General features: G+C 60.5%; 13 protein-coding genes. All 13 read left to right on the top strand.

Features of this window, described 5'->3' with window-relative positions; genetic code table 11:
- Window position 1 precedes the first annotated feature (1 nt).
- The 13 genes from rfbD to WDW90_RS20950 all read left to right on the top strand — a co-directional run bounded on the left by rfbD (window position 2) and on the right by WDW90_RS20950 (window position 24672).
- Complete coding sequence (rfbD, locus tag WDW90_RS21010; protein ID WP_336489414.1) at window positions 2-892, top strand: dTDP-4-dehydrorhamnose reductase; 891 nt, start codon at window positions 2-4, stop codon at window positions 890-892.
- A 1-nt stretch (window position 893) separates the two neighbouring features.
- Window positions 894-1784 (top strand): glucose-1-phosphate thymidylyltransferase RfbA, encoded by an 891-nt coding sequence (gene rfbA / locus WDW90_RS21005; protein WP_336489413.1) that lies wholly within the window; start codon window positions 894-896, stop codon window positions 1782-1784.
- A gap of 4 nt (window positions 1785-1788) precedes the next feature.
- Window positions 1789-3144: a UDP-glucose dehydrogenase family protein gene (locus tag WDW90_RS21000; protein ID WP_336489412.1), complete on the top strand. Its 1356-nt coding sequence runs from the start codon at window positions 1789-1791 to the stop codon at window positions 3142-3144.
- Between the two features lie 153 nt (window positions 3145-3297).
- Window positions 3298-7953 (top strand): glycoside hydrolase family 99-like domain-containing protein, encoded by a 4656-nt coding sequence (locus WDW90_RS20995; RefSeq protein ID WP_336489411.1) that lies wholly within the window; start codon window positions 3298-3300, stop codon window positions 7951-7953.
- Window positions 7950-8927: a glycosyltransferase family protein gene (locus WDW90_RS20990; RefSeq protein ID WP_336489410.1), complete on the top strand. Its 978-nt coding sequence runs from the start codon at window positions 7950-7952 to the stop codon at window positions 8925-8927. Before WDW90_RS20995 ends, WDW90_RS20990 begins: the two co-directional genes overlap by 4 nt.
- A 647-nt stretch (window positions 8928-9574) precedes the next feature.
- On the top strand, window positions 9575-10384 hold the full coding sequence (locus WDW90_RS20985; protein WP_336489409.1) for a glycoside hydrolase family 71/99 protein: 810 nt from the start codon (window positions 9575-9577) through the stop codon (window positions 10382-10384).
- 642 nt (window positions 10385-11026) lie between these two features.
- Window positions 11027-11578, top strand: a complete 552-nt coding sequence (locus WDW90_RS20980; protein WP_336489408.1) for a hypothetical protein — start codon at window positions 11027-11029, stop codon at window positions 11576-11578.
- A gap of 291 nt (window positions 11579-11869) precedes the next feature.
- Window positions 11870-12520, top strand: coding sequence for a hypothetical protein (locus tag WDW90_RS20975; RefSeq protein WP_336489407.1), 651 nt, complete (start codon window positions 11870-11872; stop codon window positions 12518-12520).
- A gap of 77 nt (window positions 12521-12597) precedes the next feature.
- Window positions 12598-13656 carry a YqiA/YcfP family alpha/beta fold hydrolase gene (locus tag WDW90_RS20970; protein WP_336489406.1) on the top strand — a complete coding sequence of 353 codons (1059 nt, stop codon included), beginning with the start codon at window positions 12598-12600 and terminating at the stop codon, window positions 13654-13656.
- 636 nt (window positions 13657-14292) lie between these two features.
- Window positions 14293-19185: a beta strand repeat-containing protein gene (locus WDW90_RS20965; RefSeq protein ID WP_336489405.1), complete on the top strand. Its 4893-nt coding sequence runs from the start codon at window positions 14293-14295 to the stop codon at window positions 19183-19185.
- Between the two features lie 278 nt (window positions 19186-19463).
- Window positions 19464-20630: a hypothetical protein gene (locus WDW90_RS20960; RefSeq protein ID WP_336489404.1), complete on the top strand. Its 1167-nt coding sequence runs from the start codon at window positions 19464-19466 to the stop codon at window positions 20628-20630.
- Window positions 20627-21898: a glycosyltransferase gene (locus WDW90_RS20955; RefSeq protein ID WP_336489403.1), complete on the top strand. Its 1272-nt coding sequence runs from the start codon at window positions 20627-20629 to the stop codon at window positions 21896-21898. The genes WDW90_RS20960 and WDW90_RS20955 overlap by 4 nt, the downstream gene beginning before the upstream one ends.
- A 152-nt stretch (window positions 21899-22050) precedes the next feature.
- Window positions 22051-24672 carry a glycosyltransferase gene (locus tag WDW90_RS20950; protein WP_336489402.1) on the top strand — a complete coding sequence of 874 codons (2622 nt, stop codon included), beginning with the start codon at window positions 22051-22053 and terminating at the stop codon, window positions 24670-24672.
- The last annotated feature ends 5 nt before the right edge of the window (window positions 24673-24677 follow it).

Genomic DNA, 24677 nt, shown 5'->3' with positions numbered 1-24677 from the left:
CCTGATCCTCGGAGGGGCGGGCCAGGTCGGCACCGAGTTGCAGGCCATCGCCTGGGACGCGGATATCCGGGTGCACGCGCCGACCCGCGCGGAGCTCGATATTACCGACGCAGATGCCGTCGCGGAGATGCTGGCGGGGCGCGACTACCGGGCGGTGATCAACACCGCCGCCTACACGGCGGTCGACAAGGCCGAATCCGACGTGGTCGCGGCGTGGCGGCTCAACGCGCTGGCCCCGGCGATCCTCGCGGCCGCCACAGCGCAGAAGAAGATCCCCCTCGTGCACGTGTCGACGGACTACGTCTTTTCCGGCACGAAGCCGGGCGAGGCCTACGCGCCCGATGAACCCATCGACCCGCAGAGCGTCTATGGGGCCAGCAAGGCCGCCGGCGAGCTGGCGGTGCGAACCGGCAACCCGCGCCACGCCATAGTGCGCACCGCCTGGGTGGTGAGCCCGCACCGGGGCAACTTCGTCAAGACGATGCTGCGGCTGGCGGGTGAGCGCGACGCCCTGACCGTCGTCAACGACCAGCACGGCAGCCCGACCTCGGCCGCCGATCTCGCCACCGCGCTGGCGGTTATCGCCCGGCGCTTGGCCGCGGACGAGGCCGCGCCGACCGGCACGTTCCATTGCGTGAATGCGGGCGCGACGACGTGGTGCGGCTTCGCCGAGGCGATCTTGGCCGGCGCGGCCCGGCGCGGCGGTCGCGGCGTGCCGGTAAAGGGCATCCCGACCGCCGCCTATCCGACACCGGCACGACGGCCGGCCAACTCGCGCCTGTCCACCGACAGCCTCACGGCCGCTTATGGCATCGCGCCGCGGCCGTGGGAGAGCGCGCTCGACGACATTCTCGACCGGCTCGTCGGGCCGGCCGAGCGCGCAGGAGTCTGACATGAAGGGCATCGTTCTGGCCGGCGGCTCCGGCACGCGGCTGCATCCGGCCACGCTGTCGATCAACAAGCAGCTGCTGCCGGTCTACGACAAGCCGATGATCTACTATCCGGTGTCGGTGCTGATGCTCGCCGGCATCCGGGACATCCTGATCATCTCAAGCCCCGAGCACCTCGACAATTACCGCCGCCTGTTCGGCACCGGCGAGCAGTTCGGGGTGCGCTTCGCCTACGCGGTGCAGCCGCGGCCGGAAGGTCTTGCCCAGGCCTTCCTGATCGGGCGCGACTTCGTGGGCGACGATTCCGTTGCACTGATCCTCGGCGACAACCTGTTCTTCGGCGCCGGCATGACGGAGCTGTTGGCCAACGCCAAGGCCCACGAGGAAGGGGCCACCATCTTCGCCTACCATGTCGAGAACCCGCAGGCTTACGGCGTGGTGAGCCTCGATGCCGGAGGGCGGCCGACGCGGATTGTCGAGAAGCCGAGGGAGCCCGATTCGACCTGGGCGGTGACAGGCCTCTATTTCTACGACAACCGCGTGCTCGATATCGCCGCGAGCGTGACCCCCTCCGCCCGGGGCGAGCTCGAGATCACGAGCGTCAACCAGGCCTATCTGGAGCGCGGGCAGCTGCACGTGGAGCGGATGGGCCGCGGCTACGCCTGGCTCGACACCGGCACGCATGACAGTCTCCTGGAGGCCTCCGAGTTCGTCCGGACGATCCAGAACCGGCAGGGACTGCAGGTGGCCTGCCTGGAGGAGATCGCCTACCTGCAAGGCTTCATCACCCGCGACCAGCTCGTGGCGGCGGGCGAGTGCTTCGCCAAGACCGCCTACGGGCAGAACCTGCTGAAATTAGCCGCCGAGTCAAAGTACTCGCAGTTTAAGGATTGAGATCTTGAAAATCGCGATGATTGGCTCCGGCTACGTCGGGCTTGTATCGGGCGCCTGTTTCGCTGACTTCGGTCACCATGTAATTTGTATCGACAAAGATGCAGCAAAGATCGAGGCACTCAAAGCGGGCATTATGCCGATCTATGAGCCCGGCCTCGACGCTTTGGTGAATGAGAACGCGCGCCAGGGCCGCCTGCGCTTTTCCACCGACATCAGGCCTGCAGTCGCAGAGGCAGAAGCCGTTTTCATCGCCGTCGGAACGCCTTCCCGACGCGGCGACGGTTTCGCCGATCTCTCATTCGTTTTCGCCGCCGCGCGCGAGATTGCTGAGGCCCTGGAGGGGTTCACGGTCGTGGTTACCAAATCGACTGTGCCGGTCGGTACGGGCGACGAGGTCAACCGCATTATCCGCGATGTCCGACCAAGCGCAGACGTATCCGTTGCCTCTAACCCTGAGTTTCTACGTGAAGGCGCGGCTATCGAAGACTTTAAGAGGCCAGACCGCATCCTTCTCGGTGCGGAGGACGAGCGTGCCGAAGCCGTACTCCGAGAAATTTATCGTCCGCTCTTCCTAAACCAGGCTCCGATTATCGTCACTGGCCGCAGAACGGCGGAGCTTACCAAATATGCAGCAAACGCCTTCCTGGCTACTAAGATAACTTTTATCAACGAAATCGCAGACCTTTGCGAGCAAGTCGGCGCGGATGTGCAAGAAGTCGCCCGCGGTATAGGGCTGGACAATCGCATCGGCTCAAAATTCCTGCATGCCGGTCCAGGCTATGGAGGCTCCTGCTTCCCGAAAGATACGCTCGCCCTCGTCAAGACTGCGCAGGACGCTGGAAGTCCGGTGCGCATCGTCGAAGCCGTCGTAGCTGCCAACGATCAACGTAAACGCGCCATGGCGCGGAAAGTGATTAACGCATGCGGCGGTTCAGTCCGGGGGAAAATGATTGCAGTTCTTGGGCTGACCTTCAAACCTAATACCGACGACATGCGCGAAGCGCCTTCCCAAGCTATCATCACCGGCCTTCTCGATGCCGGTGCGAAGGTAACCGCCCATGACCCCGAAGGGATGGGACATGCGAAAGAGATTATGCCCGACGTCGTCTACGTTAACGATCCTTACATGTGCGCAGAAGGTGCCGACGCACTCGTCTTGGTCACCGAATGGAACGCCTACAGAGCGCTCGATCTCCAGCAGCTTCTCCCTCTGATGACGACGCCGCGCATCATTGATCTCCGGAACATATACTCTGCTAGCAACGTAGCAGCACACGGTTTTGAGTATGTCGGCGTCGGCAGAGGATCCAGACCGGCAAACAAGTTGCACGAAGAAAAGGAGCGCGGCCGTCTGCCGTAGAACGTGGCTGTCGCTGAACAGAAGCGTCGAAGCTCGCTTGCCAAAACCAAGAAAGACCGCCTGCGGGCTCTCAGGGCATCCACTTGTCCGGCGCACATGAATTTTAATTACCGATAGGCGAAGGCAGAAATCGGTGAATTTCGCGGGGCAGAAATGTCGGATCAAACCAACACGCTCGGAAAACACGCGCAGGGGGTCGACGCGGCGGACGCGGCACGGACAGATCCGAATTCGGGAGTTCCAAGTATGCAGATAGAGGGGCACCTTGACAGCTTAACTCCATGGGGTGCTTCAGGTTGGGCGTGGATTAGCTCCGCACCCGAGATCTCACTTGAAGTAGAGGCGCTATTAGACGGTGAAACTATCGGCAGGACTACTGCAAGTGAATTCCGTTCCGACCTCCTGGAGCTAGGAAAAGGTACGGGATTATATGGGTTCTTCCTCTCCTTCGAGGGGCGACTGCGTAATGGAGCGCTGCCGACCATTCGGATTGTCGGCGCTGACGCAGCCAAATTTCTTACCTCTGCAACTTGGAACACTGTGGACGGCCATGTCGACAGCCTCACTCGCCGCGGCGCCGTGGGCTGGGCTTGGATTCCGAACAGGCCAGAAGCTGCTGCCGAAGTTGAAGCTTTGCTCGGCGACCGCGTTATCGGACGTGCAACGGCTTCTGAGCCGCGCATCGATCTGCTTCAATCGGGACGTGGAACGGGTAACTACGGCTTCACCCTCGTCTTCGATCATGTGCTTACAGCAGAAATATCCCCAGCCATCCGCGTCCGCGGCCCGCAAGGAAGCGTAGAACTGCCTGGATTCTACAAATTTGCGCCGGAGACCGACTGGAACCCGCCCCCCGTTGGGGAACACGGAGATGCCCAACAACGGGAGGAACCGGCGGCATTTGGGCTGAGTGTCGAAGGGCACGTCGACAGCCTCACCCGTTCGGTCGCAAGCGGATGGGCCTGGCAACCTGCACGACCGGACGATACAGTCGAGATTGAGGCTGTCCTGGACGGCAGGGTCGTAGGACGCGCTCGTGCCAATCAAAGCCGGCCCGATCTGGCTGAGCACGGAAAAGGCCATGGAAACTATGGCTTCCTCCTTTCGTTCAATGCTCCGATTTATGGTGACAAGTCACCAAACCTGCGCGTTCTCGGGCCTGAAGGGCCGACGATCCTTCCCGGAGCTACAGAATTCGTCGATAGCCGGCCGACAGAGACGTCCTCGCGGCCATCGGCCGATGCGGGAATGTCTGGAGCGTCGCTGCCAGAGATCGAAGGAGGGGTGGATCTTATAACCCGGTGGGACGCAACCGGTTGGGCGTGGATGCCAGTTGCTCCAAATGCGGTCGTCCAGATCGAAGCAGTTCTCGACGACCGCGTCATCGGCCGTGCGACTGCAAACGAGATGAGGCCAGACCTCCTCGAGTACGGGAAAGGTACTGGGCTGTACGGTTTCAAGGTCTCCTTCACGGAACCCGTCATCGGCGAAACGCCGCCGACACTGCGGGTCCTCGCCGCCATTGGCCACGGCCTGCAAGGCAGCAAAACACTGCCTGCGCCGACCGACGCTGACCTGGTGCCACGCTCCCGTGGATCGCTCGAAAGCCTGTTTAGAGAGCACGCAAAGTACACTGCGCAGAGCGAAGATTTTGAGGAGTTCGACCCGCACATACTGGGAGACCGAATTCAGAGCGACGCCGAGACTCGGCCGTTGCTCATTGCATTTTACCTTCCGCAATTTCACGCAATTCCGGAAAACGATCTGTTTTGGGGGCAGGGATTCACCGAGTGGCGGCAGCTTCCGCGCGGGCTACCCCGCTTTCCTGGGCATTATCAGCCCAGAATTCCGCGAGATTTCGGTTTTTACAACTTGACGGACCACAAAAGCCTGGAAATCCAGGCCAATACTGCTAAGGCGGCCGGAGTCAGTGCCTTTGCTTATTACTATTACTGGTTTGATCGCAAGAGGGTGCTGGAAAAGCCACTTGAAATTCTGCTCTCTTCAAGCATTGATATGCCTTTCATGTTAATTTGGGCGAACGAAAATTGGACAAGAACATGGGATGGAGCTGAGTCGCAAGTTCTCCTTAAGCAAACCTACGATGAGCAAGATGAACTTGCGCTTCTGAGCGATTTGGCGCGTCACTTTTCCGACCGGAGATATGTCCGCGTAGACGGCCGGCCGCTGTTTGTGATCTACAATCCTAGGAACGTACCCGACGCGTCGGCAACGATTCAGCGGTGGCGGCGGACGCTCGCGGAACAATTCTCAGTTTATCCGCTCATTTTTATGGCTCAGACATTCGGCGAACGGGACCCATCGCTCTACGGCCTTGACGGCGCAATCGAGTTTCCGCCGCACAAATTATCCGACAAGCTACCAGGCCGACCTACCCCTGACGCCTATTCACACGAGTTCACCGGTCGAGTCATTGCCTATGACGACTTCGCCAAAGCGTCACTCAACGAGGTAGACACGGACTTTCCCCTTATTAAGACTATCGTGCCGAGTTGGGATAACGACTCCCGCCGCCCGAACCGTGGATTAACGCTTGAGAACTCCTCTCCTGCGAAGTACGAAGCGTGGTTGCGCGCCCTAATCGAGCGCGCAATGGAGAAGCCGGTTTTCGGCACGCCGATTGTGGCCATTAATGCCTGGAATGAATGGGCCGAGGGCGCTTATCTTGAGCCGGATATCCATTTTGGCGGCGCATACCTGAACGCGACGGCGCGCGCCCTGAATGCAGGATCGGGACAGAAGCGACTGCGCCTGCCTGCGCCGACTGATCAAGTCGGGACGCAAAAAGTTTCCGTCATTCTGCCCAACTACAACCACGCGCGCTTTCTGGAGGAAAGAATTCGAACGGTTGTCGATCAGGCGGTTAGACCCAATGAAATTATTTTTCTCGACGACTGCTCCAGCGACAACAGCGTTGAACTTGCAGAAAAACTGCTTCGCGCATCGGGGATATCGTACAAGATTGTCGTAAACGAGGGCAATTCTGGATGTGTTTTCAAGCAATGGGCCAAAGGTCTATCGATCGCGCAGAATGATCTTATCTGGATCGCTGAGACCGACGACAGTGCGCATCCCGAATTCCTGCGTCACGTTGTGCCCGCCTTCGAGCGGGACGACGTGATGGCGTCGTTCGGCCAGATCACATGCATCGGCGAGCATGGGCACCCGAGGGATGATCTGTTCGGTTATTACGACGGCCTAAAAGATTTTTCTACTGGGAACTCGACGCTCGTTCCCGCAGCAAAAGCGTTCTCGTATGACTTTGCTGTAAAGAACGTGATTCCAAATGCTTCCGGTCTTGTGTTTCGAAAGCCTCACCTAACGAAGCAAGAGATGGAACGCCTGTTCGAGTACCGGTTCGCCGGCGACTGGTATTTTTACGCTCTTGTCGTCAGGGGGGGAACGATCGCATTCTCGCGCCTAGCGAAATCGTATTTTCGCGTCAGGGAGTCGAGTGCTTCACGTGACTCTTTTTTCGGAGACCGGCACCTGAACGAGCACCGGATGATCCTCGAAGATATTTCGCGGCTCTACGATGTCAGTGCAGAAGCGAAGCAGCGCCATATCAGGGAACTCTCCAAGCACTTTCCTGGAAACTCGTTGCAGCACTTGGGCGTTCGGCTCCTGCCATCAGATGCTGACTCCGCGCGATTACCGCTACGAATCTGTGTCGCTGCGCACAGCTTTGGTATCGGCGGAGGTGAAGTGCTTCCGCTCGAATTGGCGAACGAACTAAAAGCGCGTGGGCACCACGTTACCTACTTCGTTAAAGAAAAAATCGACCAAGGAGACGGGAAGAGTCTTCGGCATCGTTTGCGGCCTGATATACCTGTGGTTTATGCCGAGGAAGTTCTACCCGAATTTTCAGAGTTTCTGAGCGATTACGGGATACAGGTAATCAACTCTCACAACGTTAGCATCGACTACCACCTTTATCTGAGTCATGTATCCGTCGACATTCCCTATATCGCGTCTCTCCACGGAGGCTATGAGACGGTCGCTGACATCCTTGAGCCAGGGTTTGTAGGCTTTCTCAATAGGACTGTGAGCCTCTGGCTATCCTTGGCCGAGAAAAACAAAAAGGTTCTGGTCGACAAGGGTGTGAACCGCTCGGGGTTCCGGCGCAGCTTCAATGCCGTTCCCTTGCAGGCGGAGGAGTGGAAGGACAGAGCCGCATTCCGGGTGCAGCACGGCATCGCGGCCGACACGTTCGTTATGGTCATCTGTTCGCGCGCCATACAAGAGAAGGGGTGGCGCACTGCGATCGAGGTGACAAAGGAACTCAATGGGCACGCAGGCAAGAAGTTCCACCTTGTGCTAATCGGGGATGGCGCCGCGCTTCCAGACCTGAAGGCGGAATACGGCCACGATCCGGAGCTGACGTTCCTTGGGCATGTCGATAGGCCCAGTCGTTTACTCCGATGTTTTGACCTCGGGATATTCCCCAGTGTTTATGCTGGCGAGACTTTCCCGCTATTCCTGCTTGAATGCTTCAGCGCGGGTATACCAGTAGTGACGACGGATATCGGCGAGATTCCTGACATCATGGGCAGCGAGCCGGACGCACGGCCTGGCACGCTGGTTTCAGTCACGTCTGGGACCGCGTCGATCAGAGAGGGAATGGTAGACCACGTCCGGGAGATCGTTACGGGTGCGGGCGTTTATACAAAAATGTGCCACAATGCTGGGCGAGCGAACGAGCGGTTCAGCATGAAGCGTCTTGGCGACCTCTACGAGGAGGTGTTCCGAAATGCGGTTGCGCAATCGGTTTCGGAGCTCTCCAAATGAAGCCAATGGTTTCCTGGTCTGAACACGAGGCGGATATCTGTGCTTCGATAAGGGCTAACCCGAGCGAGTTGAAAATTCTCCTCAAGACGAAGGACGATGCCTTTTTTCTTCGCGAATGGATCGAGCATCATCGCAAGATTGTGGGAATTGAGAACCTTATTGTCTTTGATAACAATTCGACTGATAGTTCTGTTATAGATGTTTATGCAGCCTATAGCGACCAGCTGCTAGTCGTGTCGTTCGAGGGGTTTCACAACTACGTCCACGATGTGAGCCATTTTCCAGGGTTATACAATGCGCTTGCGGCATCATGTCGGTTTTACACCTTTCTAGATACCGACGAATTTCTCGGATTCTTCGATGGAGAGAATTTTTTAGACGGGGAGGCTGTTCGCGAACATCTGCCCGAGAGCCGAGGAGCATTCATACCGGCTGTTTGGCTGTATAATTATCCGGGGTACCGCGACCGTTTCATCCTGGGGGACGATGCGTCGACGTTTCGCAATGGTGTTGCTTGGGGAAAGCCGATTATCAGCGCTGCTGCGCCTGTGCGGTGGAACATTAATCATAACTGCCAGATAGCTGGATCCCAGGGAGTAGAGGCGGATCCAATGCCTGGTTATTTCCTGTTCCATTATGCTCAACTGTCGCCCAAGCAGAGGATCCGGGCAAATCTGAACAAGCTTGTGGCGCGCGGCTACCTAGCCGCTGGCTCCACGATAGACGATGTCATCGGTCTGGATACAAGCGGCCAGAGTGACAACATAAAACTTTACGTGTCGGAAATCAGTTATCTCGCTACACTGCCGGAACTGGAGGGGGCGCTCGACGCGCCTCTGACACAGGGCACGTTTCGTTTAAGCTCGGAACGGCGGCCAGTGTTCTTCTCGCCGAGAGAGAAGGGCCTATTTCAAAGCGTTTTAGAGAATTTCTCTGAAATTTGTGAGGACGTTTTGGGGGGGCAAGCGCGTTAGCAGGTCTCGATTCTATTGGCTTTGTTCGGCTAGCATGTGCCTTTTCTGCCCCGGCTCGATGCCGCTGCTCGCCAAAGATCGTGCCCGGGACGGGTGGGTACGTGTAGAGTTGTGCCGTAGGCATCCGGTCAAGGGCGCGGTCAAGCCGGATTGAGGGGAAGGTCGGTCTGGGCCAATTCGCCGATGGGCTGAAGGCGGTGTTGCGCAGCTCGGCGGCCCGCACTGTCAGCGATCTCTGAACGGCGGCGGATGCTATTCGCTACCGTCGGAGTCACCATAGCCATGAAAATCTGTCGCGGAGTTTTCTACGTCCGCGGGTCGCCTGGCATCTCGCCGAGCGCACATCAAAAGGGAAGTTCGCGTTGACACTCATGCGCAGAACTCTTCTGAAGGCCCCCTTCTGTGGCGTTGGGCTGAAGCCGATGTTCGCCGAGGCCGGAGTCGGCAGGGGGGCACAAAAGATTGGAGCAATCCGTTGGGATCCATGGTACAATCTATCCAGAACTCGAACGCGGACAGCTGTCGAAGAATCCCTCAGTCAGCATAGCTTTGTTGGCCGGGCGCCTAACTGCGCGACAGTGACGAAAGATGCAACGGTTGATACTAGCCCTTGTGCGACGCAAAGCCGACTCGACTACGAAATCTCGTTGGCGCAATCCGCAGGTATCGATTACTGGGCATACGGGTGGTACGGTTTAGAAAGTCCTGTAAATGCTTGGAAGCTGCACCAATCCAGCAAACATGCAAACCTTGTCAAATGGTGCTTTATTTTTTTTTCTTACCGGTCTTTTTCGTCTGAAATAGGTAAGCACATTGACCAATATGTGCAACTATTTCGGTCGGATAACTACCAAAAAGTCCTAGGCGGACGCCCAATTCTTTACCTGATGGATGATCACACGCCACCCGCTGAGCTTCTGGCGCCGATTACAAATGTCGGGGTGCGTTTGCAAGCGCTGGCGTCACCTCCGCCCTATATCGTTCTAATGACCGGGCTTGCCTCGGGCACAGTTGCCTTGGCCGGAGCTGATGCCGTCGGACGCTACACGAGCCAGGGCACAGGCGGCTCCTACGCCGACCTGGCGAAGACGGTAGAGACTTATTGGAACAAACAGGCGGCAACCGGACAATCGGTCGTTCCGACAGCCATGACCGGGTGGGACCGCAGGCCGAGAGTATCGCGGCCCGTTCCTTGGGAGGCATCGTCGCCGACCAGTGCTGCTCCCTGCAAAACTTGCGATTTCTACACGGCGGGAACGCCAGAACAGATCGCCGAGCACATTTCTCGTATGCTTGCTTGGATCGATACGCACAGGCACAGCGCGCTGGCACAAACTGGCCTCATTTATTCCTGGGACGAACATGATGAAGGCGGTTCGACACTTAACCCTAGCGTCAGCGATGGAAACGCAATCATTGATGCTACATCGAAAGTCCTAAGACGAAATAAATATTGACCGCCGGCATTTTGGCAAAAGTGCATAAACGCATCAACGAAGATTAAGGCTTCTCAACTTTAATGTAATTTTAGTCCAGTGCTGTGGCATATGAGAATCGAGTAGCGCTTATTATCGGTTCTGCCCTGGTGTCGGTCTGAGGTTCTGCTGTAGAGGCTATGAAAGAGTGCTGGATTCGAAGAAATGATTGCCTTTACGGGTGCAGAACAGAGGCCAGCCGAAACAGGCGCTGTGTTGCCACACCGCCCTTGTCCGAGTCGAGGTTTTAATCTACGTAGGCAACAACAGTCAGCACGGCGGCCGCGAGCTTCGCACCTTCAGAAGTCTCCTTCGAAAGTGCGAGCGGGCGATCTCGGCACGAACAATGGGCGTGGTGCGGACATTCGGATGGATGGCGACCATCAGCAGGCCCGCCGGCGGGAGACGCGGCGGCGGATGCCATTAAAGCGCCACGCCTACTCCTCGATTGGCCAAAGCACTCCATCGCAACAACGTTCCACCGCCAGACAGTAGCATTGCTGGACGCTTCTAACGGCACAGGGTGGCCCTTCGGCCCGGCTTGGCATTGAACAACATCCAGCCTATTGTATGGACCTGTACAGGCTGCGCAGAGAGATCAAGGGGGAGATGATGGATATCCGGATGAGTGAGAAGGAATTGTCTTTATTCAAGTCGTTTCTTGCTAATGCAAGATCATATTTCGAATTCGGGGTCGGAGGTAGCACCAAACTGGCAGCGGAGGTTGTAAGGGGGCCGGTTATAGCGGTTGATAGTGATAAGGCTTGGATTGAGGCTGTGTCTGAACAGATGCCTCAGTCAATTTACGCGCGGCAATTGTTGCACGTTGATATTGGCCCTACGAGGGAGTGGGGGCACCCTGTTTCTAACGAATATCGAGAGCGCTTCCCCTCATACCCGCAGGCAATAATTGCGCCCGAGACTAAAGCCTTCGATCTATGTCTTGTCGACGGCCGGTTCAGAGTCGCGTGCTTTCTGCAGGCATTATTGCACCTAAAAGACGATGCAGTGATAGGAATTCATGATTATCGAAGCCGGCCGCAACTCCACGTGGTTGAGCAATTTGCGCGTCCGATTGCTGAAGCGGAGGATCTTACATTTTTTACGCGCCGCTTCGATGCTGACTTATGGGGGATAGCCCGCGCGATATCAGTGTACAGCTACCTCGCTGACTAACATAAACTGCGGCTCCGCCACGCGCGAGGCAGCGCGCGGGGCCGCCGAAGCGCATGTTCACCTCCGGTTGGGTCAAGTCATTTTAGTGTTTGATGTGTCGATACCGGGCCTGCGCAGAGTGGGCGAGCGGGGATGGTAGGAGAGCTGCCGCCGCCTCGTCCGAGCTCCTCCTGAGCCTCGAACAACCCTTGCGGCTTAGTGGCCTCGCGGCAACAGCTTTGTGCGTAACCGCCGGACACGTTCTCAGCATCGATACAGCCATGCTAAGGGTTTCCGCGCAAGGGGGCGAGCATGACAGAGCCGGCGGAGGTGCTGAGCCGATTCGAGAGCTTAGGCGATAATTGTGAGTTCGGGTTCGTGCAGCGGCATTACGGCCTTGAGCAGTCCGGGCTCTTACGGTGGGCTATTGTTCAACCGGACGAGCTTGCCGCCGCACTCCACAAAAAATTCGCTGATCTGTATGAGCTCGCCAATCTCGCGCCCGCGTGGGACACCATGGTCGTCGACCGGCGATATGGCCTGCAGTTTAATTCGAAGATAGTCTCCCACATGGTCGATGGGCGGCGTGAATTCGTGGCCGGTTCAGACGAGCGCGCGGCGATCCACGCCGACGAGGCGCGGAAGCTGGAGATGCTCCGGGACCGTCTCATACAGCATCTCGACTGCGCTGGAAGGATATTTGTCTATAAGCGGAATGCCGGCGTGACTGAGCCGGCTGCTGCAGCACTGTCCACCGCCATTGCCTCTTACAATCCGGCGAACGTCCTGCTGGTTGTCGATGTGGACGGGCGCGAGCCGGGATCGGTGCGGCGGGTCTCAGAAAATTGGCTTCAAGGCTCGATTGACCGCTTCGCGCCCTACGAGAGGGCCGGCGACGTCTCACATGAGTGCTGGCTCGAGATCTGCCGCCGGACGCTCGACCTCATGCAGACCACCAACTGAAAGCCGCATGAGAGCGCCAGTCGGCGCAACCCGACAGCGTTCTGCCCCAAGTACCCTCCAGCGCCGCGGTGTCGATCATGCATGAAGCAGGTCAGCTCATCTTCTCCGCAGAAACTCTGAGGATCGAGTTTTTCGCGGCGGGACACTCTTCCCCGCGGCTGCTGATCTCCTTTACCGAAGCCAATAACCGAGAGCTGGACGGGCCCGGGTTCGGGGGGAAGTTCGCAGTCGAAAAAGGGTTTGATGTAATCGCCGTCAAATCCTGCGTGGATGACTGGTATCAATCCTTTCCGCCTGAGGCGCTCAACCGAATCAGGGAGTTCATCAGCGAACGCAGCGAGCCGTATCGTTGGCGCGCAACCTACGGGAGCAGCATGGGCGGCTACGCTGCGCTCAATTTCGGCTCATGCTTCGAGGCAGATGCCGCCGTGGCTTTCTCGCCGCAGTTCGACATCACCGCCGAGTGGGAGAGACGGTGGTCAGCACAAGCGGACGCGATTGGCCAAATGCATACCCTCAGCGAGCGCTTTGTCCGCCCGGAGTGCCGATATATCATCTTCTATGACCCCGCGGATAATGATCTTCTGCACTTCAATGAATTCAGGAGGGTTATCCCGCAATGCATTCTGTCGGGTGTGCCGGTGCGGTACGCGGGGCACCCGGTCGGCTACTATCTCAGTTCTACCGGGGCTCTGAAGGAGGTCGTCTCGGCCGCCCTGTCTGGTGAAGTTGCCTCCGCTGCCCTGCGCAGGGCGAGGGAGTACAGGAGTGACTACCCTCCCTATTTCTTCAACTTGGCTGGTCATTGTTTGAAGCGGCGTCATTTGCAGTGGGCGCTGTCGGCGATCGAGAGGGCCCTCAGCCTCAAGCCCATCGACCCGGAGTTCCACATGAGAGCTTCCAGGATCTGTGAGGCCCGCGGAGATCTCAATCGCGCTGTCTATCATGCGGCCACTGCCGTCGCGCTCTCGCCGTCGCATCCCCATATGGTCGCGATGCTGTCGCTGCTTCTATTCCGGCGGGGCCTGCTCAAACAGGCTTTGCACTACATCGACCAAGCTGTTGTGCTTCTGCCGGCGTCAAAAGCTTTCGTAGAACAGCGCGAGGCAATCTTGGCCAGACTAGGCACTCCGTAAGAGGCGCTTCGGCGGCGTGCCGTGGCCGTCGCCGGCTGCCCAGAGCCGTCAGGCTGAGTTTGACTCGGCGCGGTCCGGGTGAACCAGTCGACAGCCGAGAGAGGTCCGCTAGGAAGGCCTCCAACCCTGAGCGGGTCGCAGTGGCCGCCACGAGCAGCTTGCCTTTCAGATGGTGTTGCCACATGGGCACACCAAGTGGCCCGCGAGGCAGTAACCCGTTGAAAACTGCTTAACATGCCAGCCTTGGTCGGCGATAAGTGTTGAAAATCTGGTATGTCATCGTCTAAATGGATGATGCACCGGATCCGGGGGTGCGTATCCCTCCTTATTCAGTCATCGTTTCCGGGTCGGCCGCTATTTCGAGCGATTCGATAAGTCAGCGGGCGTGTTGGGGAGAATCGGGGGGCAGTCATTCAAGTTGACCATGGCGTGCGTGGCCGACCGAGGGGCTTTCTTGCGGAAGCTCATACCTCGCGGCGCGCGTGACGCATCTTGGTCGGGCCGGTGGGCCCGCATCCACGTTATTTCATTATGCGCTAACGGTCGGCAGATTGGAGGATGACGCATGCCTGAATCTCTGGCAGCGCGCCCGACCATCGTTGGTCCGACCGAGCCGCACGCCAAGAGGGGGGAATTATGGCTACGGTTTCGGACACGCCCGCCAAGACCATCGTGCTCGGCGGCTACAACGTTGATGCCAAGACGGGCAGCGTCGCCCAGTATGACCCGTCGCAGCTAGCCCCGAATGGGGGCGGCACCAACGTGTACCTGGCGATCGGCGCCTTCACAGGCCTCACGGGTCTGCCCAGCAGCATCACCAGCGTAGCAGATTGGCAGGCCTTCCGGACGGCAATGCTTGCCAAAACGAGCGAGGTGTCCTCGACTCCCCTGAATCTGATTGGCGAGGATTACGCTCAATTCCTTGGCGTCGGCAGCTCGTCGGCCGACAGCATCGGCTTGAACGGCGGTCCCGGGCCGGCGCTGGTGATCGGCAATGGTGGCAACGACACGATCACTGGCGGCGGCAGCGGTGGGGATGTCACCGCTGGTTATTCTGGGAACGCGTCCGACTACCAGGTCGTCAAGACCGGAGCGGACACCTACACGGTGACGGACCTGCGCGCCGGTTCGCCCGACGGCACCGACACGCTGACCCACGTCCAATTACTGCAGTTTTCCGACAAGACGACGACTGTCGATGGAGGGGTGCCCGTCATCACCAAGACCACTGTCAATTGGAAATCCGGCAATTCGGGCTCTTGGACGGACGCGAGCAACTGGATCGGAGGCGCCGTGCCGGGCGCGCAGGATGACGCCCTGGTCTCAGGCCCGAACAAGTCATTCGTCAACATCGGGAACGTGTCGGCGGGTTCGCTGACCGCCGACTTCTCACAAGCCTACGGCGCTATCTCCGTGGGCGGCACCGTTAATCTGTCTGGAGCGCTGACTCTCAAGAGCGCCGTCACGGACCAGAATGCAGCGACGAGCGGGACACTGGATATCTCCGATGGCGCGACCCTCTCCGTCGCCGGTGGGATAAAGCTCGATCCCACCATCCGCATTGACGGCGGATCCGGCACGATCAATGCCGCCATTCAGAACAACGGCTACATCATTCTTGATCCCAACAGCCACCTCGTGATCAACGGCGCCGTGACCGGGACGGGCTACATCGGCGGTCTCGACGCCGGAGCTGCCCTCGACCTCAACGGTGCAAGCAGTGGGCTGATCTACCTCAATGGCGGGACGCTGAACCTGGGCAAAGCGTCCGCGGTGACGAGCGCCGTCAGCGTGGGCTACGGCGTATCGACCCTCAACCTCGAAGGCGGAAGCTTCGGCGGCAGTCTCGACTTCTTCAAGGGCTCGACGCTCGACCTCACGGGTATCCAGACGTCGTCGGTGTCGGTCAGCGGCGGCACGGTGCACCTCGTCGAGACGAACGGTCAGACGCTCGACCTGAACGCCTACTACTTTCCAACCGGGAGTGGTGTGCCGGGCTCCTTCGATCCGACGAAGTACGCGCTCGCGGCCCGCACCGCCCCCGTCGTCGCGAGCGACGGTCACGGGGGGACGCTCCTGCGCTTCGTGGAGGGGGTCGGGACCTGGGCGCCGGGTCAGGTTGGTGACTGGAGCGACGCCACGAAGTGGGCGAGCGGCCTCGCACCGAGCGCAACCGATGATGTCCTCATCACTCCGACGTCCTCGGCGGTCTCCTTCGTCAACGTGACCGGCACGCAGACGGCTGCCAGCGTGACGGAGGACGCCTCGGCCGGCCTAGGTGCCCTCGTCGCGGTCCACGGCACCCTCAATGTGACCAACGGCCTCACGCTGACCAGCCAGCCCGGCGGATTTGGGAGCGCGAGCATCGTCGTCGATCACGGCGCGGCGCTCAACGCGGGCACGATCAAGCTCGATACCTATTCGGTTCTCAACTCCTCTGGCGGCGCGGGTGATAGCACCGTCAAAGCGACGATCACGAACAACGGCGCGGTGATAGCCGGGTCCGACAGCCATCTGACCGTCAATGGCGCGGTCACCGGCTCCGGCTTCATCAGGGTGTCGCCCGGGGCAACGCTCGACCTGAACGGCTCGAGCAACGCGAGGGTCGAGCTGTATGAAGGCGGGACGCTGCGGCTTGGGCAGGCCTCCTCCGTCACCTCAGCGGTTTCGGTCGCGGTCGGGAAGGCGAGTCTCGATACCGAGGGCGCGAGCTTTGCGGGATCACTCAGCATCGGCTCGGGCAACGCGCTGACAGCGGTGGGAGCGTTGACCCTCGACGGCACGACGTCCCACGTGGCCGGCGTCACGCTGACCGAGGGGGCATTCCTGAACGCTGCGTCCGGCCTCACGCTCAACGGCGCGGGGCTTGTGACCAGGGCTGACTGGGCCTCGAGCACACCCGCGACGACTCCGGCCGTCATTCACGGTGACGTTCACAACAACAGCCAGGTTGACGTCGCCAGCGGTCAGCTTCTGATCGACGGCAGCCTCGGAGGAACGGGCACGGCGGTGGTCGAAGCCAATGCTACTCTCGAAGTGAAAGGCGCCCTCAGTCTGGGCAGCGTCTTCCTGCGCGACTTCAACTCCACGCTCATTCTTGACGACGGCGCCAACGTCACGAGCCGGATCGACGTGTTCAACTCGAGCACGCTGGACCTGAAGTCCTCGACGGCTTTCCATGGGCAGCTCGCGGTGCATGGCGTGGGCACCACAGTCGACCTCGCTGGCGTCACGACCGCGACGCTCAACGGCGACGCCCTCCACGTCACCACGAGCACTGGGGCGAGCTTCGACATCGCGGCGGCGTTCTCCCCAACCACTAGCCAGCAGGGGGTTGACCCCAACTTCTCACTCGTGACGGCCGATGACGGTCACGGCGGCATCACCATCCGCTTCCAGTCGACCGTCAATCACGCCCCCATCGCCTCGCCCGTCAGCCTCTCGGTTCCTGCCGGCTCGATGGGTCCTTCCTCGGGCATGATCTCGACGCTGAGTGGCTCCGATCCGGACGGTGACGGCCTGACGCTGGTCTCGATCAAGCCCCATGGCGCGCCAGACTCAGCCGCACAGGCCACGACCGCCCATGGTCAGTATGGCGACTTGAATATCGCGGGGTATGGCGCCGCGATTTTCTACAGCCCCGGTGACCTGAGCCAAGCGCCTGTCGGTCAGCATCCCGTCGACGTCTTCGACTACACGGTCAGCGACGGGCGCGGAGGCTTGGCGACGGGCTCCGTAACCGTCTCGATCGACCGGGTCCCGACGGCCCACGACGATCAAGCCGTGGTCGCCGGGGCTTCCCTCACCCGGGACGCTGCGCACGGCGTGCTGGCCAATGATACGGACCCGGACGGCGACACCTCTGTGGTCAGAACAGTTACAGGATCGGATGGTACGACGCAGATCCCGGGCGGGGTCGTCAACGGGACCTACGGATACCTGACGCTTAACTCGGATGGCTCGTACACCTACACGAAAACGGCACTCGGCCCGATTCCGTCAGGGGTGCACGACACCTTCACGTACACGATCGAGAACGTGGCGGTCGCCAACGCGTCCGGCGGCACCTACAATTCGGGTGACCCGACCGCAACGCTCGACTTCACCTTCTACAGCAACACGCAGACGAGCGCTGGGCAGGTGCCGTCGAGCATCGCGAGCCAGGGCACGCCCAACACCAGCGTGACGCAGACTGGCTCGGACGGCTCGACCACGGTGGCGCGCTACGACGCTGGCGGACAGCTCGCCTCCGTCAAGACCACCTTCCTCGACGGCTCCACCGACACCTTCGCCTTCAGCGGCGGCAAGCTCACCACCGAGACCCAGGTCCACGCGGACCAGACCAAGGATATCTACCAGTCCAACATCACGGGCCAGGCCTATACCAGCGCGCACACGGCCTACGACGCATCAGGTCACACCACTGAGTACGACCAGCGGAACGCGGACGGCTCGCTGCACTACCAGTCGGTGTACGCCAGCGACGGCTCGCGGGTGAGCACCACCTACGGCATCACCGGTCAGAGCTACGCCTCGACCTACGCGGCTTACAACGCCAGCGGCCAGCAGACGGAGTACGGGCAGAAGGCGGCTGACGGCGCGCTGCATCTGCAGACGCTCTATGCGGGCGATGGCTCCAGCGACAGCAAGGTCTTTGCCGCCGACGGCGTGACCGTCACGACCGAGACCCTGGTGCACGCCGACAAGACCAAGGAGGTGCTCCAGTTCGCCCTCGGCAACCCGGCCTTTGCTGTGGCCCACACGAGCTACGACGCTGCCGGCAAGGTCACCGAGTACGACCAGAAGACCGCCGACGGCGCGCTGCACTACCAGGTGCTCTACGGCTCAGATGGCTCGACCGACACCAAGCTGTTTGCAACGGGCGGCGTGCTCACCACCGACACGCTGCTGCACGCCGACCACAGCAAGGAGGTCACCCAGTTCGCCCTCGGCAACCCGGCCTTCGCCAGCGCCCACACGAGCTATGATGCGGCTGGCAAGGTGACCGAGTACGACCAGAAGCTCAGCGACGGCACGCTGCACTACCAGTCGCTCTACGCCTCTGACGGGGCGCGGGTGAGCACCACCTACGGCATCACCGGCCAGAGCTACACCACGCAGGCCTCGGGCTACACGGCCGGAGGCACGCTGGCCAAGGTCGACCTGACCAACCTGGACGGCAGCCACAGCCAGAGCGCCTACCTGTCGGGCCAGACGCTGGTCTCGACCGCGGGCGTGGTCGACCTCTTCAAGAGCGCGGGCGGGGACACGCTCGTGTTCGCGGCAGGCTTTGGCAAGGACGTGATCAGCGGCTTCCATGCGGGCTCCGCGGCGGGGCACGACGTGCTGTGGCTGGATGCCTCCGAGGTGGCGGACTTTGCCAGCCTGCAGAGCCACATGACGGCCTCGGGCAGCGACACGCTGCTCAGCCTGAGTGCGACTGACACGATCCTGCTGAAGGGCATCGCTCTCAGCAGCCTCACGGCCGATGACTTCCTGTTCAGGGATCACGGCCTCCTCCACGCATGAGAAGGACCCTGCTGCCGGAGGTCGAAGGGGCGGCGGTCAAAGCTGTCTGCCGTCCTGAAAGGCCAAGCCACCAGGGATTCGAGGCGATCCGGACGCGCAATTGCTCGCGACCGGCTCGGCTGGCGAGTCAAATGGGCTCACAGGGCCGCAGTGCGTTGAGAGGGGTCGCGCCAGGAGCAAGCCCACGTTAAACGGGAGGCGCTAGCCTCCCGACCCACGATGCCGTCCCGGGATAAGGATCCCGGGCGGCGTAGCAGTGTTTGAGCCACCCCCACGCGATGACCGAGACCGCATCGACTTCGTCAGTCCGAGCCGGCTTCCGGACGCCGTCCGGGAGCCTGCTGAAGACGGCAATCACGGACGGCTTTGGCTCGACCCTGATCGAAATCGTGCACGCACCGAGCGAGATGGTCGATCTCGCGGATTCCGACCGCAGCCCACGCTTCCGACTCGATACAGCAGCTGGAGGCGTCGGCCCGAGTCTCACAGCCTCGTTCCTCATCAGCGGCCTCGGTCCGGCTGGCCCTGGGCAGGGAGCCGCGACTTTCCTTTGGACCAACGAGGCGGTGGGCGGTCGTGGCGACCGCTTCGCGATTGTCCCGGCAATCCAGGAAAAGTCCGAATTCGACGCGGCCGTGGCAGACCTGTTCTGGCGGGCTGCAGAGGTCGATCTGGACCTCGCCGCGGACCTTGTGCGCCTTGACAAGGCGGGTGGGCGGCTGCGGCGCGCAGCGACTCATCGCAGCTCTCGTGTGGCGGACACGAAATTACGAGCAGAGTCCGTCGCCATCCTCGTGTGCGCCTGCGCGAATGATGCGTTTACCCGCGCGACGTGCGCGTCCATCAGTTCGACGTACTACGCGTTCGGCGACGTAGCCACCCTTTGGGATCTCCCTGCCGAGGGCGAGCAAGGGGCGGCGGACAACCTGAACGGCCACGCCAGCCGCCTAGAGCGGTTCACTTCAATCTATGCGGCGGAGGACGCATTTCTGGCTGATCACGAATTCCTTCTACTCCTGCCTGCCGGCGCTGTTGTGTCTCGCCAACTCCATGTCCTCATCGAAGAAGCCCTTCATCATCTGGACAGAGGCAAGCTCGTTCAGATGCGAACAGAGGGGGAGACACGTCGCTTAGACGCACTACCGATTGTTGACACCTCGGTCATGCGGCCTCGCGATTTTCCGCTGACGAGCTTCTACCCGGTACTCGTCAGGACTTGCGATGTACGCGAGATCCTCACCGGACGCCGCTGCTATGGGTCCGCTCTCTCCCTCTTGTTCGATCTCTTGCGGGAGTTGGATGTGTTGGAGATGCCGGTTGGCCCGGACGATGGTGTCGTGCAGACGGCTCCGCCGCCGATCTCCTTTGATTCGCATCAGGTGGCGCGCCTCGTGAGGGATTGTCTTGAAGCGACGGTCACCGAGAGTGCGCGGAAACAGTCATGATGGACCTCCGTGTTGCTGTCCTGGCGCATTCTCATCCGGCACTGACGAAGGGTGGTGGAGAGGTCGTTGCGCACCGCTCCTTCCTGCATTTGCGGGAAGTCTGCGGTCACGCCAGCCTGTTTGCGGCTGCACCGGCGGCGGTGGCGGGCGCAAGCTCAATTTTCGCCCGCGACGAGCGCATTGTCGAGTACGACCGCGACGAGTTCCTGCTCAATGCGCAGCACTACGATACCTTTCTCGGTTCAACGGGCGACTGGCAGCTCCTCGAAGAGGTGGCCGCGGTCTGCGAGGCGCAGAAAATCAATGTCTTTCATTTTCACCATTTTTTCCGGCTCGGTATGAATGCGGCTGCGTATCTGCAGACTCGGTTCCCCGATGCCGTCTTTGTCCTGACGCTGCACGAGTACCTGTCGATCTGCTACCAGCACGGACAAATGGTGAAGCGGAATACTCGCCTTCTCTGTGACCGATCCTCCCCGATCGACTGCCATTTGTGCTTTCCGGAGCACACTAAGGAAGAGTTCCGCCTGCGCAGGAACTTCTTCGCGCAGGCATTCAAGAATTTCCATGCCGTGACATCGCCGAGCCGGTTCCTGGCCGACCGCGTCGAGGCTGCAGGCTTGGCTGAGCCCATTCAGCTCGTGCGAAACGGAACGTCGGGCCTTCCCGTCCCGGCCGCCGGCCAATCGCCGCCGGATCTTCATCTGAAATTTGCGTTTTTCGGACAAAACACACCGTTCAAAGGTCTCGACGTATACCTCAAAGCCGCGATTTCAGTTCTTGAGAGGCTGGGGCCGGTGGCGACCTTTTCTGTCTTCGGCTGTGATGCTCTCTCGGCGTGTCAAATGCCGGATTGCCAAGATCTTGCGCCAGCACTCGCGAAGTGGCCTGGTTGTATTCAGTTTCGTGGCATCTACGATCCCCGTGCGGTCGTTGATCATATGCGAAGCTGCGGCTGGATTGTGGTGCCCTCCATTTGGTGGGAAAACTCACCGATTGTGATCCAGGAAGCTTTCCTTGCCGAACGTCCCGTCCTCTGCTCGGGCATCGGCGGAATGAGCGAGGCCGTGTCGCATGAGGGGAACGGGCTTCACGTCCGGCCCAACGATCCGGCAGACCTCGCCAGCACGTTCGAGCGTTGCCTAGCGGACCGTGAGGTCTGGTCCAGGCTCCAGTCGGGCATCACGCCTCCGCAGACCATCGAACAGATGAACGGAGAGTTCATGAGGATCTATCAGGACGTCCGCCGCCGTCTGACGGTCGACTAGATTGCCTCTCACGAGGCACGAGTTGGAGAGACGCTCAGACGTGTTCGCGCCCTCCTTAAATCCGTCCATATCACCGTTATGAGACTGGGCCGTCGTAAACTCAGGTGAGCGCTGCGTCGTGGCTCACCGGCACGCCTCACCTCGAGCAGAGAATGTCCCTCGGCAGCATTCCAACATTTTTCGGCGATCGTCAGACCGGCTTCGCCGGAGTCATTGATTTCGCCGAGGCCGGGGAGGGTATCCGGGGATGGATCCTTCGGATCGATCAGCCCGATCGTCCCGTCGCATGGAGCCTCATGGCGGGCGACGAGGAAATCGTTGCCGGTTTTGCAGACGCTGTGAGGGAAGACATCTCGCTCGCCCTCGGTCGCGAGGCACACTGCACGCTCTCGATTGAGTGGTCACGCGTGGCCCCCGAAGCTGTGAAGAGGCTGTCACGCCTCGCGGACAACCTGCCCCTGCGCGTCGTGCTGTCCGAAACCGGCCAAGAGGTACCGTGGTCCGTTGAGCGGCCAACGGTCTCATGGCTCCTGCTCGTCCTGCGCAGCGTCGCCCCGGCTGTCGCGAAGCGATCCGAAGCATCTTCGTGGGACCGCCGGAGTGGCTACGATCTCGAGCGGGAGGAGTCCCGCGAAGCCAAGGGGGAAGCAATCGCCGGCGGGCTGTCCTCTCTTGCGTCCTTAGCTGAACCAAAACGGCCATCGGTGCGCGTGCGCCGAACCATGCTGGAGCGAGAACCTTCCGGCGCCGATAAAATCGCTGAGGCCAGCCCGAGCCACGTCGGAGGGGCGTCGCGTGCCTGGATGGGACCAACCCTGGAGGAATGGCCCCTTGCTGTCGCGCCACCAGTAAGCGGCACCACCGAGCGCGCAGCGGAAGCTCAGCTTGCCGCAGATCAGGTCGCGGACACGCAGTCGAATGGAGGACCGGCCGCATCGAGCGAGACACGCGGTCACAGGATCGCTGCGGAGTCCACTCCATCACTTCAGTACGCGCCGCAATCCGTGGTCCGCGAGGCGCCCTCCGGAAGGCCGACCATGGGCCTCGCGGTCGACAGTCTCTTCGCTTTTGACGGAATCATGTGCGCCGAAGGTTGGGTGTTCGGAGCCGAGCATGTCACCCTCTCGGCAGAAGGCGCAGAACTCCCGCCGAGCACGATCATTTATCTGGACCGAGCCGATGTCGCGTCGGCATTCCGCCTTCAGGACGAGATCGCTCGGGGCTTCGTCGCCATTTGGGTCTCGCCACCGCAGGTTACGGCCGTGACAATCGCGGCGGGACCCGCCTCGGCTTTATCGTTCACACTCAGCCCAACGTTCGAGAACCCGCAGGAGCACGCACGGCGCCTGATCGAGACCCACAAGCGGGCGGCCGTGTTCATCCTTAGAAAGGCGCTCGATCGTCCGAAATGGGTCCAGTTGGCCCTGCGGAGCTTGAGCGACGCGCCGGAACACTTCAAAAACGCCCGCGCCTTCATCGAGGAAGCCAAGGCCCTTTCCGGAATCGGCGGGATGATCATTGGCTGGTCAATCTGTGTTCCGCCATGCGCGGTCATCGCGGTCTCCGACGACGGAACAGCACGCCAGTTGAACGACGCGAGCCGCTGGACACGCGATGACATCAATGCCGCCTTCGGTTCGGAGTTCGGCACCTTCACCTTCGATGCCGGATTTATCACCACGTTGCATGCTGCCGTCGATGCAAGCGGGCCTGTCAGCTTGGTGGCGGTAACCGATGCAGCGGCCTACATCATTGCTCGGGCGCCATGGGTTCCCGCACCGGTCGACCCCGTCAGCTTCGCCAAATGGGCCTTCGAGCTTCCGACGCCGTCTTTCACCTTCGGCGACCGCTTGAGCGCGCACGATGGGCCGCTGCTTGAATGCCTCATCAGGCAAAGGAATGCCGGCCTCCGCCAATTGAAAGCCGAGGTGATCTCGTTCGGCGCGCGGAACGCAGATCCGATCTGCTCGATCGTAATCCCCGTCTACGGCCGCCATGACTTTGCCCTCCACCAAATGCTCGAGTTCGCTGAGGACCCGTTCATCGGCTCTAGAGCCGAGATCATCTTTGTTCTCGATGATCCACGCCTCGCGGAAACCTTCGTGCGGCAGGCTGATGACCATTCTCGGCTCATCGGCCTCCCGCTTCAGATCGCCGTCAGTGGAGTAAACCGCGGATTTTCTGGGGCTACAAATCTCGGGGCGCGGCTCACCACCGCGCCTCACATCCTGCTGCTGAATTCGGATGTCATCCCGACCGAGAGCGGCTGGCTTGAGACAATGCTTGCTCCCCTAACCAAGTCCGAGAGTATCGGCGCAGTCGGCGCGCGGCTCCTTTATCCCAACGGAACCATTCAGCACGACGGCATGGACTTCGAATGGGAGCCGAGCCTCGGCGCGTTCCTCAACAAGCACCCCGGGATGGGCTATCCGGCCGCGTCCGACGGTCCGTCGGCCACGACCTGCAAGGCTGTGACGGGCGCGTGCATGCTGCTGAGGCGGACCGACTTCGAGACGGTTGGCATGCTGGATGACGAATTCCTGATCGGCGATTTCGAGGACTCGGATCTGTGCCTCAAGCTGCGCGAGATGGGCCGCGAGATCGTATTGGTGCGCGATGTCTCCTTGGTGCACCTCGAGCGGCAGAGCTTCCAGCTTATCGGGGGCGGCAGCTTCCGTGAGCGCGTCGTTCGCTACAACGCCTGGAGGCACCAGCGTCGCTGGTCCGAGAAAATCACGGATTTGCAGGCATTTCAGGGGAGCGCTGAATTTTGAGAGCG

The organism is Methylobacterium nigriterrae, assembly GCF_037106235.1.
Taxonomy (GTDB): Bacteria; Pseudomonadota; Alphaproteobacteria; order Rhizobiales; family Beijerinckiaceae; genus Methylobacterium; species Methylobacterium nigriterrae.
The sequence above is the reverse complement of the archived record's forward strand: the minus strand, read 5'-3'. Positions and strand labels throughout refer to the sequence as shown.

Bases quoted from the DNA above. Each gene is read 5' to 3' on its own strand.
- WDW90_RS20995 (WP_336489411.1), top strand. From the start codon at position 3,298: ATGTCGGATCAAACCAACACGCTCGGAAAACACGCGCAGGGGGTCGAC.
- WDW90_RS20990 (WP_336489410.1), top strand. From the start codon at position 7,950: ATGAAGCCAATGGTTTCCTGGTCTGAACACGAGGCGGATATCTGTGCT.
- WDW90_RS20965 (WP_336489405.1), top strand. From the start codon at position 14,293: ATGGCTACGGTTTCGGACACGCCCGCCAAGACCATCGTGCTCGGCGGC.
- WDW90_RS20960 (WP_336489404.1), top strand. From the start codon at position 19,464: ATGACCGAGACCGCATCGACTTCGTCAGTCCGAGCCGGCTTCCGGACG.
- WDW90_RS20955 (WP_336489403.1), top strand. From the start codon at position 20,627: ATGATGGACCTCCGTGTTGCTGTCCTGGCGCATTCTCATCCGGCACTG.
- WDW90_RS20970 (WP_336489406.1), top strand. From the start codon at position 12,598: ATGCATGAAGCAGGTCAGCTCATCTTCTCCGCAGAAACTCTGAGGATC.
- WDW90_RS20980 (WP_336489408.1), top strand. From the start codon at position 11,027: ATGAGTGAGAAGGAATTGTCTTTATTCAAGTCGTTTCTTGCTAATGCA.
- rfbA (WP_336489413.1), top strand. From the start codon at position 894: ATGAAGGGCATCGTTCTGGCCGGCGGCTCCGGCACGCGGCTGCATCCG.
- WDW90_RS20950 (WP_336489402.1), top strand. From the start codon at position 22,051: ATGTCCCTCGGCAGCATTCCAACATTTTTCGGCGATCGTCAGACCGGC.
- WDW90_RS20975 (WP_336489407.1), top strand. From the start codon at position 11,870: ATGACAGAGCCGGCGGAGGTGCTGAGCCGATTCGAGAGCTTAGGCGAT.